Source organism: Perlucidibaca piscinae DSM 21586 (genome assembly GCF_000420045.1).
Classification (GTDB): domain Bacteria; phylum Pseudomonadota; class Gammaproteobacteria; order Pseudomonadales; family Moraxellaceae; genus Perlucidibaca; species Perlucidibaca piscinae.
Genome location: NZ_ATUE01000007.1, coordinates 116008 through 132161 on the forward strand (window position 1 = coordinate 116008; position 16154 = coordinate 132161).

Sequence of the window (16154 nt, forward strand, 5' to 3'; positions counted from 1 at the left end):
GAGATCGGCATCATGAGTTTTCACGTGGTCATTCCCGCCCGCTACGGCTCTAGCCGTCTGCCCGGCAAGCCGCTGCTGTCGATTGCCGGCAAGCCCATGGTGGCCCATGTCTACGAGCGCGCCCTGCAGAGCGGGGCCAGCGATGTCGTGGTGGCCACGGATGACGAGCGCATCCAGGCCGTGATGCGTGATCTCGGCGCACCGGTGGTGATGACGCGCAGCGATCACCCCTCCGGTACCGACCGGCTGCAGGAAGTCGCTGCCCATTTCGGCTGGGCTGATGACGAGATCGTGGTCAATGTCCAGGGCGACGAGCCGCTGATTCCACCAGCAGTCATCAACCAGGTCGCTGACAACCTGCGCCAGGCCGATGCGGCCGGCATCGCCACGCTGGCCGAACCGCTGGAGAATGCCGAGCAGCTGTTCAACCCCAACATCGTCAAGCTGGTGCGTGACCATGACGGTCATGCCATGTATTTCAGCCGGGCACCCATGCCCTGGGCTCGCGACGCCTTTGCCCGCAATCGCGCCGAACTGCCGCCGGAGGCGGTGTCGCTGTACTTGCGCCACCTCGGCATCTACGCCTACCGCGTCGGCTTCCTGCATGACTACGTGTCCTGGCCGCCGGCCCTGATCGAACAGGTCGAGGCGCTGGAGCAGCTGCGTGCGCTCTATCGCGGCGTCCGCATCCATGTCGACATTGCCGATGTGGCCCTGCCGCCGGGTGTGGACACGGCCGAGGATCTCGAGCGTGTGCGTCGTCTGCTGGAGGCTTCGGGCGCATGACTGCCGGAGCCGGCCTGAGCGTGCTCTTCGTCTGTCTCGGCAACATCTGCCGCTCACCGACGGCAGAGGCGGTGATGCGTCATCAGCTCGAACGTACCGGCTGGGACAGTCTGGTGGAGATTGATTCAGCCGGTCTGGCTGGCTGGCATGTCGGCAAGGCGCCGGATGCCCGCAGCATCCGCCGGGCTGCTGCGCGCGGCTATGCCATGCAATCGCTGCGTGCGCGCCAGGTGGTCGCGGAGGACTTGCAGCGCTTCGACCTGATCGTGGCCATGGATGCGGACAATCTGCGCGGGCTCGAGCAGCTCGCCGAGGCGGAGCGGGCGGCCGGAAAGCCGGTGCGCGCCCGTTTCATGCGACTGCTGGATGTGTTGCCGGAGCAGGCTGGCAGCGACGTGCCAGACCCGTATTACGGGGATGAGTCCGGTTTTGACGAGGTGCTGGATCTGGTCGAGCCAGCCACCGAAGCCTTGTTGCGAAAGCTCCTGCAGGAGCGGGGAGTGTCCGGTTGTGGCTGCTGATCTGACCTGGCTGGAGCAGGCCGACCTGAGCCGGCGCAATACGCTGGGCTTGCCCGGCAAGGCGCGCTTCCTGGCCGTGGTGCGCAGCGAGGCAGCGCTGCACGAGGTGTTGTCGTCGGTGCCGGCCGCGCGCCTGCCGGTGACGATCTGGGGCGGCGGAAGCAACATCGTGCTGCAAGGCGATGTCGACGGTCTGGTCATTGTCATGGCGATCGCGGGCATTCGCGTCTGCAGCCGCGAAGGCGATGACGTGCTGCTGGCCGCCGGTGCCGGCGAGAGCTGGCATGGCCTGACCCGGACCACGCTCGCCATGGGCCTGTCCGGCCTCGAGAACCTGTCGCTGATTCCCGGTACCGTGGGCGCTGCACCGGTGCAGAACATTGGCGCCTACGGTGTCGAGATCAAGGACGTGCTGGCCAGCGTGCGAGCCTGGGATCGCGAGACCAGCCAATGGGTCACCCTGTCGGCCGCCGATTGCGGTTTCGCCTATCGCGACAGCGTGTTCAAGTCCGTCGCGCCGGGCCGCTACATCATTACCGAGGTCACCTTCAGGTTGTCTGCAAGCCTCCAGCCGACGCTGCGCATGGGCTATGGCGACATTCGTCAGTGGCATGAGCAGCAAGGCATCGTGCGACCGACCGCGAACACCGTCGCGCAGGCGGTCATCGCGATTCGCAGCAGCAAGCTGCCGGATCCGGCCCGTATCGGAAATGCCGGCAGCTTCTTCAAGAATCCGGTGATTCCGGTGGCCCAGGCGGATCAGCTGCGTCAGCGCTTCCCGGCCCTGGTCGGCCATGTCCAGCCGGATGGCGTCAAGGTCGCCGCCGGATGGCTGATCGAGCAGGCGGGCTGGAAGGGCCTGCGTCGAGGCGCCGTCGGCGTGCATGATCGCCAGGCCCTGGTGCTGGTGCACGAGGGTGGCGGGCGTGGCAGCGAGCTGCTCGCGCTGGCAGCAGACATCCGTGCCAGCGTGCACGAGATGTTCGGCATCGAGCTGGAGCAGGAGCCGGTCATTCTCGGCCGGCCGTGAGCGAGGCGAGGGCGCCATGACGTTGATTGCCTGTCCCGACTGTGACCTGCTGCATCAACGTCAGCCGCTGCCGGTTGGCGGCAGCGCCCGCTGCACGCGCTGTGACGCCGTGCTCTACCGTGACAACCCGGCCGAGATCTCCCGCCATCTGGCCCTGGTCATTGCCGCACTGCTGCTGTTCGTGCTGGCCAACAGCCATCCCGTCGTGACCATGGACCTGCAGGGCCAGCAGCTCAGCTGCACGCTCTGGGATGCGGTCTGGGTGCTTCATGACAAGGGCCTGTCACCCTTGTCGGTGGTGGTCTTTCTGACCGCCCTGGTGTTTCCCCTGCTCGACACGCTGCTGCTTCTGCTGCTGCTGTGGCCGCTGGCCCAGGGGCGTCCGGTCTGGGGCGGGCGCATCCTGCTGCGCGTCATCCAGCGCATACGCCCCTGGAGCATGATGGACGTGCTGTTCCTGTCGATGCTGATCGCGGTGGTCAAGCTCGCCAATACCGCCGAGGTGATTCCCGGCGTGGCATTGTGGTCGTTTGCCGCGCTGACCCTGCTGCTCGCGGCACTGGCGGCACTGGAGCCGCGCACGCTGTGGGAGCGGCTGATCGAGGTCGAGTCGGCATGACGGCGACAGCCCGGTCAGCCGGCCTGCTGCCGTGCTCGGTGTGCGGGCTGGTGCATCGTGCCGGAACGGGGCTGGCAGCGGATCATCAGCTGCGTTGCACGCGCTGCCATGCGCCCATGCGCTCGCGCATTCCCGGCAGTCTGACGCGAACCACGGCGCTGCTGCTGGCCGCGTATGTGCTGTACCTGCCGGCCAATCTGATGACCATGATGGTGACCGAGTCCATCTACGGGGTACGCAATGACACCATCTTCACCGGCATTGTCTACCTGTGGATCGAGGGCTCGCCGGCACTGGCCGTCATCGTTTTCGTCGCCAGCATCCTGGTGCCCATGCTCAAGCTGCTGGCATTGACCTGGCTGGTTTGGATGGCATGGCGACGTGATACTCGCCTGACCTTGCCGCGCACCCGTTTGTACCGGCTGCTGGAGTTCGTCGGACGCTGGTCCATGCTGGACATTTTCGTGGTTGCCCTGCTCACGGCCATTGTCCAGGCGCAAGCGCTGGCGACCGTGCTGCCCGGTGCCGGTGCCATGGCCTTCGGTGCCGTCGTGGTGCTGACCATGCTGGCCTCACTCAGCTTTGATCCCAGACTGATCTGGGACCCTGTCACTGTCAGGAAGGATAGCGATGAGCGTGTCGACACCCCCGCCGGATCTTGATCAGCTGCCTGCGCCCGAGGCGCGGCCGGCCTCCCGCCTGCGACCCTCGCTGGTCTGGTTCGTGCCGGTGCTGGCAGCCCTCATCGGCATCACGCTGGCGGTGCAGTCCCTGCTTGCGCGCGGTCCCGAGATCACCTTGCGCCTGAACAGCGCCGAGGGGCTGGAGGCCGGCAAGACACCGGTCAAGTACAAGGAAGTCGACATTGGCAAGATCACCGACATCCAGCTCAGCGAGGACCGGCGCGGCGTCATTGCCACCATTGCCTTGAGCAAGCAGGCGGCACCGTTTGCCGTCAGCGACACGCGCTTCTGGGTGGTCAAGCCGCAGATAGGCGTGGGCGGGGTCTCCGGGCTCAGCACCTTGCTGTCCGGCGCCTACATCGGCATCGACAGCGGGCGTTCGACGGAAAAGCGCAGCGATTTCGTGGCGCTCGACGAGCCCCCGGTGGTCACTGCCGACGTGAAGGGCACGACCTATGTGCTGAAGGCCTCGGAGCTGGGCTCCCTGGATATCGGTGCACCGGTGTTCTACCGCCGCATCCCGGTGGGCCAGGTCACGCATTACGCGCTGGACGAGTCCGGGCAGGGCGTCACCCTGGGCATTGTGGTGAAGTCACCCTATGACCGCTTCGTGACCAGCGACAGCCGTTTCTGGCATGCCAGCGGCATTGATGTCGAACTTGGCGCCGAGGGGGTCAAGGTCAATACCCAGTCGCTGGCCTCCATTCTTGCCGGTGGCATCGCCTTCCAGGATGGCGATGCGGCATCCTCATCCCCGGCGGCGCGTGGCACGGTGTTCTCGCTGCATGGCGATCAGCGCACCGCGATGCGCAAGGCTGACGGCGCGCCGGTCACCGTGGTGGTCAACTTCCCGCAGTCGCTGCGGGGGCTGACGCCCGGTGCTCCGGTCGATTTTCGCGGTGTCGTGGTGGGCGAGGTGAAAACCATCAATGTCCGCTTTGACCGCGAGCGCCGCATGGTGCTGCTGCCGGTCACGCTGCAGCTCTATCCCGACCGCCTGCGCAGCAGCACGCGCCAGCGCGAACCGCACGAGTTCATGGCGCGCCTGATCAGCCGCGGCCTGCGCGCGCAGCTGCGCAACGGCAACCTGCTTACCGGCCAGCTCTATGTCGCGCTCGACTTTTTTCCGAAGGCTGCGGCCGTGGCCGTGAATCCGGCGCAGCGACCACTGGAGATCCCCGCCATGCCGGGCAGCCTGGACGAGCTGCAGTCGGCCGTGACCGACATCGTGGCCAAGGTGCAGAAAATGCCGCTGGACGAGATCGGCAGCAACCTGAACAAGACCCTCGCTGCCACCGACCAGCTGATTCGTCGCGTGGATTCCGAGCTGGCTCCGGAGGCCAGGGTGACCTTGCAGGAGACGCGCGCAGTGATGTCCTCGGCAGCATTGACGCTGGCGCCGGAGGGGCCGTTGCAGCAGGAGCTGCAGAGCACGCTGCAGGAGCTCTCTGCCACCGCGCGCGCCTTGCGTCAGCTTGGCGAGCAGCTGTCCGAGCAACCGGAGTCCCTGATCCAGGGCAAGCGCGAGGATCAACCATGACCATCTTTCCGTTGTCCCCGCGTCAGCAGATGCTGCTGCCGGTGCTGCTGCTGAGCGGTTGCGCGGGGTCACCCGCCGTGACCTATTACACCTTGACGCCCTTGCCGCAGCTGCAGGCTGTGACGCCTGCGTGGACGGCCGAACGCCCCCGTCTGGAGATCATGCCGATACGCCTGCCGGAGGAGGTGGATCGTCCGCAGCTGGTGTTGCGGACCTCGCCGGTGACGGTGTCCCGCCGAGAGCAATGGCGCTGGTCCGGCCCGCTTGCCGAGGACATTGCCCGAACCCTGGCGGTTTCCCTGGAGCAGGGGCTGCCGGGCGTGCAGGTCAGTGCCGGGCCTGTCATGACAACAGGCGCGGGGCGCTATCGTCTTCAGCTTGATGTGCGTCAGCTGCAGTCTTCCCTGCAGAAACCGGCTGGCGTGTTCTGGGATCTGCACTGGCGCCTGCAGGGTCCGGATCAGAAAGAGCTGGTCAGCTGTCATGCCCGCCTCGGTGAAGCGGTGGCGACGGCCTCCGGCGAGGCGCTGGTGCAGGCGCATCAGCGTGTCCTGGCGCGCCTGGCCGGGCAGCTGCAGCCAGTGCTGTCCGCCGCGCTCGCGTCCGGGCGGCCGCCGGCAATGCTGATGTGCCCTGCGGGAGCCTGATCGTCAGGCAGGAGTCGTTGCTGCCGGCATGGCAGCAGCCCATGTGAAAACGCCCCCGCACGTGTCTGCGTGCGGGGGCGTTTTCAGTCATGCCCTGCTGAGGTCAGAGGCGTTCAGCTGTCGCTGGACGCTCCCTGTGCCTGCTGTGCTTCGGCCTTGGCGCGAGCTTCGGCTTCGCGTTGCAGGCGACGACGCACGCGCGGGTCGTTGGAGGCACGGCGCGGTGCGGCTTCGGCGGGAGCAGCCACGGGGCTCTCGGCATGGGTAGCAGGAGACGCTGCTTCCTGGGTCACCTCGGCATCGGCAACGGTTGCCACCACCGTCTCTGCGGACTCGACGACAGGGGCTGCATCAACCTCGGCCACGGTATCACCGGTAGCCAGGGCACCGGTGTCAGCGGCCTCGGGTGCGACCGCTGCCTCGACCCGGGGCGCTTCGACGACGGCTTCAGTGGCAACGACGTCAGTCACCGCCGGCATGTCCACCGGGGCAGACGGCGCTGTCGTCTCGACGATGGCCTCGACGTTGGCGTCGGCACTGGCGTCAACAGCGGCTTCAGCCGTCAGCGCGACAGGCTCGACGCTGGCAACGGCATCCGCGCTGTCAGCAGCAACGACAGCGGCGACTGCTGCCGGCTCGGCACTGACCGTTGCGTCAGCCGTCTGCACGCTGGCGTCAGGAGCTGCCGCCACAGGCGCTGCGTCAGCGCTTTCACCGGCAGGCATGAGTTCGGCGGGAACCGGCAGGCCAGCATCGATCAGCACCTGCGGATCACGTTCGCGCGGACCGCGGCGGCGAGCCGGATGACGGTTGCGACGACGACGCGGCTGCTCGGCAGCCTCACCAGCAACCGCTGGCACAGCGCCATCGGTCACCACGACGGCATCGATCGTGACGTCGCCAACAACCGGTGCAGCCTCGACGGCGTCACGCGCCGGACGTTCCGGGCGCGGTGCGCGTTCGGGGCGCGGCTGACGCTCGCGCACCGGCGCAGCGCTGTCGCCGGCAGCAACGTCCGGTTTCGGTTCGCGCGGCGGGCGCGGTTGACGCGGCGGGCGTTCAGCCTGCTCGGTCGGCTTGTCGATCTGCGAGCGACCACCAGCGGCCATCAGTTCGCTGTTCTGGCGGCGTTCGCCACGATCCTGCTGACGCTCCTGGCCACGACCGTTGCGGTTGCCGGCCTGCTGGCCTTGACCTTGCTGACGCGGGCGCTGCTGACCGCCACCCTGGCGCTGGCCGCCACGCGGCTCGATGCTGGGCGCAGGAATCACGGGCTCCGGCTTGACGCCGAACAGGCCCTTGAGCCAGGCCATGAAGCCGGTTGCGGGTGCTGCCACCGGGGCGGCAGCCGGTGCCGGACGAGCGGGCTGACGCTGGCCGCGATTGCCTGCAGCTGCCTGCATAGCATCGCGCGGGCGCTCATCACGGGCGGGTTGTTGCTCGCGAGCCTGCGGTTCGCGCGGCTGCTGTTCACGCGGCGTCGGCGCCTGGGTCACCGGCTGGATGTTGCGCACGGCGGCAACCTGGCGCTTGGGCGCGTCACCGTCGACGGCGTCGAGCACGATTTCCGGTGCCGGCGGCTGGATGCGCTCAACCATCTTGAAGCTGGCGATATCCTCGTCGCCTTCCTCGACCTGGTCGTCACGCAGGCGGGTGACGTCGTAGTGCGGGGTTTCCATGTGCGGATTCGGCAGGATGAGGATGCGCACCTTGCTGCGCGCTTCCAGATCAGCCAGCGTCTTGCGCTTCTCGTTGAGCAGGAAGGTGGCCACCGAAACCGGTACCGAAGCATTGATCTGCGCGGTACGGTCCTTGAGCACTTCCTCTTCGATGACGCGCATGATCGACAGGGCCAGCGAGCGCACGTCACGGATCACGCCGGTGCCGTTGCAGCGCGGGCAGACCAGACCGGTCGCTTCCTCGAGCGACGGACGCAGGCGCTGACGCGACAGCTCGAGCAGGCCGAACTTGGAGATGCGACCGATCTGGATGCGGGCGCGGTCCATGGCCAGCGCGTCGCGCAGGCGATCCTCGACCATGCGCTGATGCTTGGGCGGCGTCATGTCGATGAAGTCGATGACCACGAGGCCGCCGCTGTCACGCAGGCGCAGCTGGCGGGCGATCTCGTCGGCCGCTTCGAGGTTGGTGTTGAGTGCGGTTTCCTCGATGTCGCTGCCCTTGGTGGCGCGCGAGGAGTTGATGTCAATGGACACCAGCGCCTCGGTCGGATCGATGACGATGGAGCCGCCGGACGGCAGCTTCACTTCACGCTGGAAGGCGGTCTCGATCTGGCTTTCGATCTGGTAGCGGTTGAACAGCGGCACCGAGTCCTTGTAGAGCTTGATCTTGGTCTGGTAGTGCGGCATCACCTGCTGCACGAAGGCCATGGCCTCGTTGTAGGCCGACTCGTTGTCGATCAGGACGTCGTTGATGTCCTGGCGCAGGTAGTCACGCACGGCACGGATGATGACGTTGGATTCCTGATAGATCAGGAAGGGCGCGGACTTTTCCTTGCCGGCAGCCTGGATGGCGTTCCACAGCGTCATCAGGTAGTCGAGATCCCACTGCAGCTCTTCGGCGCTGCGGCCGAGACCGGCGGTGCGCACGATGGCGCCCATGTCGTTGGGAATGTTGATGGCGTTGAGCGCATCCTTCAGTTCCTGACGCTCTTCACCCTCGATGCGGCGCGAGATGCCGCCGGCACGCGGGTTGTTCGGCATCAGCACCAGGTAGCGGCCGGCCAGCGAGATGAAGGTGGAGAGGGCGGCGCCCTTGTTGCCGCGCTCTTCCTTCTCGACCTGGACGATGACTTCCTGGCCTTCCTGCAGCGCATCCTTGATGGTGATGCGGCCGCCGGCTTCCTTCGGGGTCTTGTTGAAGTATTCGCGGGCGACTTCCTTCAGCGGCAGGAAGCCGTGACGGTCACCACCGAAGTCGACGAAGGCGGCTTCGAGGCTGGGTTCGATGCGGGTGATGCGACCCTTGAAGATGCTGGCTTTCTTTTGCACACGACCGCGATGCTCGAGGTCAAAGTCGTACAGGCGCTGCCCGTCGACCATTGCCACGCGGATTTCTTCGGCGTGCGTGGCGTTTATTAACATGCGTTTCATTTTCGGGGATACCCATGGGGTTCATGCCCCGTATCGGGTGTCCGCAGACAGGCTGGCGGCAACAGCGAGTACGGATGACCGGATGGGTCAGCCGTGCAGGGATGCGTGTCGCGGCGATCGACAGGTGATCAGTCCCGGCACGCAGCAATACATTCTGTTGTTGGTCAGGCAGGTCCGGCTCGGGGTGGCCGAGGGGGAGAGGCCTGACACGGTTCCTGATTCCTTCACGCGGGATCAGGGCCGCAAAACAAATCCTGCCTGCGCACGCGATGCGGCGCGAGGCTTGTGGTTTCTGGCAGCAAATGACTGCCCTGGTGCCGGGTGGGGGAGGTGCATGGGTCGGCGGTCATCCTGAGCGGCAGATGCTGCCGTCACAGGGACTCGGCTCGGGTGCGTTTCCCGCCAAGCGACTGTCGCTTTGCGATATAATTCCGCCATCAGCACAACTGCCGACGGTCTTCACAGGCAAGCGACTCATTAATATAGCAGTCATTTTCCATCCAGGCCAAGCATTTACTACGGTTCCGCCAAGGCAGCCCCCATGACCGATACCCCCTCGTTGTCCGTTCCCGCCGTACGCATGATCACGGTGGATGCCGCGTTTGCCGATCAGCGCCTGGACAACTTTCTCATGACCGCCCTCAAGGGCACGCCGCGCACCCTGGTCTACCGCATCGTCCGCACCGGCGAGGTGCGCGTGAACAAGGGCCGGGTCAAGCCCGATTACCGTGTCCAGGCCGGTGACGTGGTGCGGGTGCCGCCGTTGCGCCTGAGCGATGAGGCGCCGACGGTGAAGCCGTCCGGAGGCCTGCAGAAACTGCTCGCCGGACGCATCGTGCATGATCGCGACCATCTGCTGGTGGTCAACAAGCCGGCCGGTCTGGCCGTGCACGGTGGCAGCGGCATTTCGGTCGGCCTCATCGAGGCGCTGCGTGCCATGCGTCCGGAGCAGGCGGCCAGCCTGGAGCTGGTGCACCGTCTTGATCGTGACACCTCGGGCCTGATCATGGTCACCGCCCACCGGCCCTTGCTGCGCGCCCTGCATGAGCAGCTGCGTCAGGGCGAGGTCGACAAGCGTTATCTGGCCCTGCTGTCGGGTCGCCTCAACGGCACTCAGCATCGCGTCGAAGCGCCGCTGCTGAAGACCGAGCGACCGGGTGGCGAGGCCGTGGTGCGTGTCTCGCGCGAGGGCAAGGCGGCCATCACCGTGTTCACCGTGCTGGAGCGTTTCAAGGACGCCACCCTGGTCGAGGCCCGCCTGCTCACCGGGCGTACTCACCAGATCCGCGTGCACGCCCAGCATCTGGGGCATCCGCTGGTGGGCGACGACAAGTACGGACGCGATGCCGACAATGCCCGCTTCAAGGCCAAGGGGCTGTCGCGCCTGTTCCTGCATGCCCGCTCGCTGAACCTGACCCTGCCGTCGGGCACCAGGCTGGCACTGGAGGCCGAGCCGGATGATGACTTCCAGCGTGGTCTGGAGACGCTGCGTCGTGGCTGACTTCGATCTGGTCATCTTTGACTGGGATGGCACCCTGATGGACTCGATCGCGCAGATCGTGGCCAGCGTGCGTGCCGCTGCCGACGACCTCGGGGTGCCTCCGCCCTCGGATGCGGCGGCGCGTGACATCATCGGTCTGGGCCTGCCCGAGGCCATGCGTGTGCTTTTTCCGCAGGTGCCCGAGGCAGAGCGCGAGGCGTTGCGGCAACGCTATGCCACCCATTTTGTCGGCGGTACCGGCGGGCGCAGCCAGCCCTATGCCGGTGCAGACCAGCTGCTGCAGCGTCTGCAGGGGCAGCAGCGCCTGCTCGCGGTCGCCACCGGCAAGTCACGGCTCGGACTCGACCGGGTGCTGGCGCAGACCGGGTGGGCCGAGCGCTTCCATGCCACGCGCTGCGCTGACGAAACCGCCTCCAAGCCGGACCCGCGCATGCTGCGTGAACTGTTGCGCGAGCTGAACGTGCCGGTGTCGCGTGCGGTCATGATCGGCGATACCACCTATGACCTGGCCATGGCCGAGGCGCTTGGCATGGCCTCCATCGGTGTCACCTACGGCGTACATGCCCCCGAACGCCTGCTGGCGCATGGCCCGCTGGCGCTTTGCAACAGCATCGATGACTTGGCAGCACGGCTGGGTGCGGTATAGATTGCGGAGTCGCAGTCGGTCATGACGACCATGGCTGCGGTTTCCATATAAAGGAAGCATGACATGTCAGAGTGGGGTGGTGCATCGCGGAGCGGGCCCAAGGACTGGTCCCTGGTCGAGCGGTTTCTGCTGGAGGATCTGAACGATCGCCGGCGTGTCCGTCGCTGGCGCTGGGTGCGGCGACTGCTGGTGATCGCGGTGATCGGTTTCGTGATCTTCCAGGCCGGGCGCGACGTCAGTGTCGATCCGTCCGCCTTCGGTCCGCACGTGGCGGTGATCCAGGTGGATGGCGTGATCGCGGCCGACATGCCGGCCAATGCCGATTCCCTCATCGACTCCCTGACCACGGCCTTCGAGTCGGCCGAGGCCAAGGCGGTGGTGCTGCGCATCAACAGCCCGGGCGGCAGTCCGGTGCAGTCTGACGAGATCTACCGCGAGATGCGTCGTCTCCGTGCCCTGCACAAGGACAAGCCGCTCTATGCCGTGATCGGTGATACCGGGGCTTCCGGTGCCTACTACATGGCTGCCGCAGCGGATCGCATCTATGTCAATCCGGCCAGCCTGGTCGGCTCCATCGGCGTGATCATGCCGGGCTTCGGTGTCGGCAACCTGCTCGACAAGCTCGGTGTCGAGGATCGCACCCTGACCGCCGGCCAGCACAAGGCGCTGCTCAGCCCGACCCGGCCGATAGATCCCAAGGAGCAGGCGCATGTCCAGGCCGTGCTCGACACCGTGCATCGCCAGTTCATCAAGGCCGTGCGGGACGGACGCGGCAAGCGTCTGGGCAATCATCCCGACCTGTTCAGCGGCTTCTTCTGGAGTGGCGAGCAGGCCATCGCGCTCGGCCTGGCTGACGGCGTCGGTTCGCTGCACTCGGTGGCACGTGATGTCGTGAAGCAGGAGAAGCTGGTTGACTACACCCAGGTGCCGAATCCGTTCGATCGCGTGCTCCGTCAGCTGGGCACCGAAGTCGCTCTGGGCCTGCGTCAGGGCCTGGGTCTGAGCCTGCCGTCAGACGGTTTGCGCTGACGGCATTTTCTTTGACAGGGGCGGGGCGAGTCCGTATCATCGCGCCCCTATGTCAGAAGCCTCGCTCCCTGCGCACATCGACCCGCTGAAATGGGCGGATCGTGACGCCCCGTTTGTCGCCAGTCTGCCCGTGCAGCGCTTCCAGCGCCTGCTGGCCGGATTGCCCGAGAACGCCGGCGCTGTGCAGGTGACCTGCCGTCTTCGCCGCGACCCGCGCGGGCTGGTCCTGCTCACCGGCGAGCTGCACGCCGACGTGGTGATGACCTGCCAGCGCTGCCTCGATGCCGTGACGATTCCGGTGGCGGCGGACATGTCGCTGTTCCTGCTCCCTGATGAGGAGCTGGCCGAGCGGCTGGACGAGTCGGAAGACTATGTTGTGTACGACGAGGGTCATTGCGATCTCCTCGCCGTGCTGGAAGATGAATTGATCCTGGCGTTGCCGCTGGTGCCGCGCCATGACGACTGTGAACCTGCGGTGGTGCTGGCCGAGCCGGAAACGGACGTGCCGGTGGCGCAGAAAGAAAATCCCTTCCTGGTGCTGGCCGGCTTGAAACGGCAGGACACGGATTCGGAATGATGATCCCGCGACTGCAGCGATGCAGACGCCCCAATGACTTTTGACAGTGCCGGAGTAAGCCATGGCCGTTCAACAAAACCGCAAGAGCCGTTCCCGTCGTGACATGCGTCGTTCGCACGATGCACTGACCGGTCCGACCCTGAGCGTCGATCAGACCACCGGTGAACTGCACCGTCGTCACCACGTCACCAAGGATGGCTTCTACCGTGGCCATCAGCTGTTCGGTGCCAAAGACGAGAGCTGATGACGCATGCGCATGACGCTGGCCGTTGACGTGATGGGCGGAGACCACGGTCCCGCCGTCACGGTGCCGGCGTCACTGCAGTGCCTGCGTGAGTTCCCCGACCTGCACCTGTTGCTGGTCGGCGATGAAAGCCTCATCTCGCCTTTTCTGCAGCAGGCAGACAGCCTGTTGCGCGCTCGCGTGCACGTCATTCACACCAGTGAATACGTGACCATGGATGACAAGGTGTCCACCGCCTTGCGTCTCAAGAAACAGTCCTCCATGCGTCTTGCCATCAACGCCGTGCGTGACGGCCAGGCCCAGGCATGCGTCTCTGCCGGCAACACCGGTGCCCTGATGGCGGTCAGCCGCTTCGTGCTCAAGACCCATGCCGGCATCGACCGGCCCGCGATCATGGCCGCGATCCCCTCCAGCAATGGTCACACCCACATGCTCGATCTGGGTGCCAATGTCGATTCGCAACCCGAGCATCTGCTGCAGTTCGCGCAGATGGGCGAGGTGGTGGCGCGGGCGCTGGACGGCGTCGAGCGTCCCCGCATCGGGTTGTTGAACATCGGCGAAGAGGAAATCAAGGGCAACGAGCTGATCAAGCAGACCCACGAGTTGCTGCGCGCCTCGGGCCTCAACTACATCGGCTATGTCGAAGGTGATGGCATCACCCGTGGCGAGGCGGACGTCGTGGTCTGCGACGGCTTCGTCGGCAACGTTTCGCTGAAGAGTTCCGAAGGTATTGCCAAGCTCATCGCGTCAATGATCAAGGCCGAGATCAACCGCTCCTGGCTGACGCGTCTGCTGGGTCTGCTGGCCTGGCCCATCTGGCGCGGCCTCAAGCATCGTCTCGATCCGGGTCGTCACAACGGCGCCAGCCTGGTCGGCCTCACCGGTGTCGTGGTCAAGAGTCATGGCAGTGCCGATCAGCAGGCCTTTGCCCAGGCCCTGCGCGTGGCGGTCACCGAGGTCGAGCAGGATGTTCCCGGCCTGATCGCACGCCATCTGTCGCTTTCAGTGGCTGAAGTGTCGCCATCTGCGATCTGAGTCGTCTTCTCCTTCCCCGGTTTTGCGTTACCCTTGCGTCCTTGAAATTTGACATCGCAGCAGCGGCTGCAAGGATGAGTCATGGCGCATACAGCATGGGTCTTCCCCGGTCAGGGCTCGCAAGCCGTGGGCATGCTGGCGGAGCTGGCGGTGGCCAATCCGGTGGTGCAGGAGACCTTTGCCGAGGCATCGGCTGCACTGGGTCTGGATCTCTGGGCATTGGCGCAGAACGGGCCGGAGGCAGTCCTCAATGCCACGCAGAATACCCAGCCCGTGCTGCTGACCGCCGGAATCGCGGTATGGCGTGCCTGGCAGCAGGCGGGGGGCGCGCGTCCTGACTATGTCGCCGGACACTCGCTGGGTGAGTACACCGCACTGGTCGCGGCTGGCGTTCTGAGTCTGGCTGACGGCGTGCGCCTGGTCGCCGAGCGCGGACGCCTGATGCAGGAAGCCGTGCCGGCAGGCGAGGGCGCCATGGCCGCCATTCTCGGCCTCGATGACGCGGCGGTGATTGCCGCCTGTGCCGAGGCTGGGCAAGGCGAGGTGGTGTCGGCGGTCAACTTCAATGCCCCGGGCCAGGTGGTGATTGCCGGGCGCACGGCGGCCGTGCAGCGTGCCATCGAACTGCTCAAGGCAGCGGGCGCCAAGCGTGCGCTGCCGCTGCCGGTGAGCGCGCCATCGCATTGCGACCTGATGCGCCCGGCCGCCACCCGTCTGGCCCAGCACCTCACCACCATCCCGTTTAACGACCCTGTCATCCCGGTGGTGCAGAATGTGTCCGCGCGGGTGGCCGGTGATCGCGCCAGTCTGCAGGCGGCGCTGCTGGAACAGCTCTACAGCCCGGTGCGCTGGGTCGAATCGGTGCAGTGGCTGGTTGATCATGGCGTCACCTGCTTCATCGAGAGCGGTCCGGGCAAGGTGCTGACCGGGCTCGACAAGCGCATTGCCAAGGATGCGGAGCATCTTGCCATCGATGCGCCGGATGCTTTCCAGGCGGCTCTGGCACGTGCCTGAGCGGCCAGAACGACACACAGGGGACGTCACATGAGTTTGCAAGGCAAGGTGGCATGGGTGACTGGCGCCAGTCGTGGCATCGGCCAGGCGGTGGCGCTCAAGCTCGGTCAGCTCGGCGCCACGGTGGTCGGTACCGCCACGTCAGCGGCGGGTGCGGACGCCATCACGGCGCGCTTTGCCGAGGCCGGCATTGCCGGTGGCGGCCTCGTGCTTGACGTGACCCGGCCGGGTGCCGTCGAGGCGGTCCTGGCACAGATCATCGAGACCTGGGGCGTGCCCCTGATCGTGGTCAACAACGCCGGCATCACTCGTGACAACCTCATGCTGCGCATGAAGGACGAGGAGTGGCAGGCGGTGCTGGACACCAACCTGACCGCCATCTTCAAGGTCTGCCGTGCGTCGCTGAAGGGCATGACCAAGGCGCGCTGGGGTCGAATCGTGAACATCAGCTCGGTGGTCGGCTCCATCGGCAACCCGGGTCAGGCCAACTACTCGGCGGCCAAGGCAGGTCTGGAAGGCTTCGGGCGTGCGCTGGCGGCAGAGATCGCCTCGCGCAACATCACGGTCAATGCCGTGGCGCCCGGCTTCATCGAGACCGACATGACCCAGGCGCTGCCCGAAACGCAGCGCGAGAAATTGTTGACGGCGGTTCCGGCGGGGCGTCTGGGGCGGCCGGAAGAAATTGCGGCAGCGGTGGCTTTCCTGGTCTCCGAAGAGGCTGGCTACATCACCGGAACCACCCTGCATGTCAATGGCGGGATGTACATGGCTTGATTCAAGCCATTGTTTTCCTTTGATTTATTTTTGAAATAACTACTTACGACTTGTCGGATGAGCTGACTTGTCACAGGCTGGTGGCTTCAATAAACTGGCGTGCGACTTGTCGGGGTCACCGACAACACAGGAGAAAAAAGTGAGCACGATCGAAGAACGCGTCAAGAAAATTGTCGCCGAACAACTGGGCGTCAAGCTCGAGGAAGTGACCAACGAAGCTTCTTTCGTCGACGATCTGGGCGCTGACTCGCTGGACACCGTCGAGCTGGTGATGGCTCTCGAAGAGGAATTCGAGACCGAGATCCCGGACGAGGAAGCCGAGAAGATCAGCACGGTGCAGACCGCCATCGATTACGTGACCGCGCACAGCAAGCAGTAAGCTCGCTCGCGGCAGACGT

17 protein-coding genes are annotated in these 16154 nt (G+C 65.8%); 16 read left to right on the forward strand and 1 reads right to left on the reverse strand.

Annotation, left to right across the window (positions count from 1 at the left end):
• Positions 1–12: 12 nt before the first annotated feature.
• From kdsB to F595_RS0108040, 7 genes are read left to right on the forward strand one after another with little or no spacing between them, the layout of a single operon-like run.
• Positions 13–786 carry a 3-deoxy-manno-octulosonate cytidylyltransferase gene (gene kdsB / locus F595_RS0108010; protein ID WP_022956351.1) on the forward strand — a complete coding sequence of 258 codons (774 nt, stop codon included), beginning with the start codon at positions 13–15 and terminating at the stop codon, positions 784–786.
• 14 nt (positions 787–800) lie between these two features.
• Positions 801–1307, forward strand: coding sequence for a low molecular weight protein-tyrosine-phosphatase (locus tag F595_RS13410; RefSeq protein WP_211213161.1), 507 nt, complete (start codon positions 801–803; stop codon positions 1305–1307).
• Complete coding sequence (murB, locus tag F595_RS0108020) at positions 1297–2337, forward strand: UDP-N-acetylmuramate dehydrogenase (RefSeq protein ID WP_022956353.1); 1041 nt, start codon at positions 1297–1299, stop codon at positions 2335–2337. Before F595_RS13410 ends, murB begins: the two co-directional genes overlap by 11 nt.
• Positions 2338–2353: 16 nt before the next feature.
• A complete protein-coding gene (locus tag F595_RS0108025) occupies positions 2354–2956 on the forward strand; it encodes a paraquat-inducible protein A (protein ID WP_026913381.1) in 603 nt (200 codons plus the stop codon).
• Positions 2953–3618, forward strand: coding sequence for a paraquat-inducible protein A (locus F595_RS13415; protein ID WP_051144672.1), 666 nt, complete (start codon positions 2953–2955; stop codon positions 3616–3618). The genes F595_RS0108025 and F595_RS13415 overlap by 4 nt, the downstream gene beginning before the upstream one ends.
• Complete coding sequence (locus tag F595_RS0108035) at positions 3593–5179, forward strand: PqiB family protein (RefSeq protein ID WP_228126950.1); 1587 nt, start codon at positions 3593–3595, stop codon at positions 5177–5179. Before F595_RS13415 ends, F595_RS0108035 begins: the two co-directional genes overlap by 26 nt.
• Positions 5176–5826 (forward strand): PqiC family protein, encoded by a 651-nt coding sequence (locus F595_RS0108040; protein ID WP_022956355.1) that lies wholly within the window; start codon positions 5176–5178, stop codon positions 5824–5826. Before F595_RS0108035 ends, F595_RS0108040 begins: the two co-directional genes overlap by 4 nt.
• A gap of 113 nt (positions 5827–5939) precedes the next feature.
• Here F595_RS0108040 and F595_RS13420 read toward each other — a convergent pair whose 3' ends face one another.
• On the reverse strand, positions 5940–8936 hold the full coding sequence (locus F595_RS13420; protein WP_022956356.1) for an Rne/Rng family ribonuclease: 2997 nt from the start codon (positions 8934–8936) through the stop codon (positions 5940–5942).
• A gap of 541 nt (positions 8937–9477) precedes the next feature.
• On the opposite strand from F595_RS13420, the gene F595_RS0108050 reads away from it, so the two are divergent.
• From F595_RS0108050 to acpP, 9 genes are all read left to right on the forward strand, one after another.
• Positions 9478–10437, forward strand: coding sequence for an RluA family pseudouridine synthase (locus tag F595_RS0108050; protein WP_022956357.1), 960 nt, complete (start codon positions 9478–9480; stop codon positions 10435–10437).
• On the forward strand, positions 10430–11083 hold the full coding sequence (locus F595_RS0108055; RefSeq protein WP_022956358.1) for an HAD-IA family hydrolase: 654 nt from the start codon (positions 10430–10432) through the stop codon (positions 11081–11083). The genes F595_RS0108050 and F595_RS0108055 overlap by 8 nt, the downstream gene beginning before the upstream one ends.
• Positions 11084–11146: 63 nt before the next feature.
• A complete protein-coding gene (gene sppA, locus F595_RS13425; RefSeq protein WP_022956359.1) occupies positions 11147–12112 on the forward strand; it encodes a signal peptide peptidase SppA in 966 nt (321 codons plus the stop codon).
• A gap of 130 nt (positions 12113–12242) precedes the next feature.
• Positions 12243–12689 carry a YceD family protein gene (locus tag F595_RS0108065; RefSeq protein ID WP_169446990.1) on the forward strand — a complete coding sequence of 149 codons (447 nt, stop codon included), beginning with the start codon at positions 12243–12245 and terminating at the stop codon, positions 12687–12689.
• A 61-nt stretch (positions 12690–12750) separates the two neighbouring features.
• Positions 12751–12933, forward strand: coding sequence for a 50S ribosomal protein L32 (rpmF, locus tag F595_RS0108070; RefSeq protein ID WP_022956361.1), 183 nt, complete (start codon positions 12751–12753; stop codon positions 12931–12933).
• Between the two features lie 12 nt (positions 12934–12945).
• Positions 12946–13968, forward strand: coding sequence for a phosphate acyltransferase PlsX (gene plsX, locus F595_RS0108075; protein ID WP_228126951.1), 1023 nt, complete (start codon positions 12946–12948; stop codon positions 13966–13968).
• Between the two features lie 81 nt (positions 13969–14049).
• Positions 14050–14982 carry an ACP S-malonyltransferase gene (fabD, locus tag F595_RS0108080; protein WP_022956363.1) on the forward strand — a complete coding sequence of 311 codons (933 nt, stop codon included), beginning with the start codon at positions 14050–14052 and terminating at the stop codon, positions 14980–14982.
• A 30-nt stretch (positions 14983–15012) separates the two neighbouring features.
• Complete coding sequence (gene fabG / locus F595_RS0108085) at positions 15013–15756, forward strand: 3-oxoacyl-ACP reductase FabG (protein WP_022956364.1); 744 nt, start codon at positions 15013–15015, stop codon at positions 15754–15756.
• Positions 15757–15895: 139 nt separating this feature from the next.
• Entirely contained in the window at positions 15896–16135 is a 240-nt protein-coding gene (gene acpP, locus F595_RS0108090) for an acyl carrier protein (protein WP_022956365.1), read from the forward strand.
• Positions 16136–16154 lie beyond the last annotated feature (19 nt).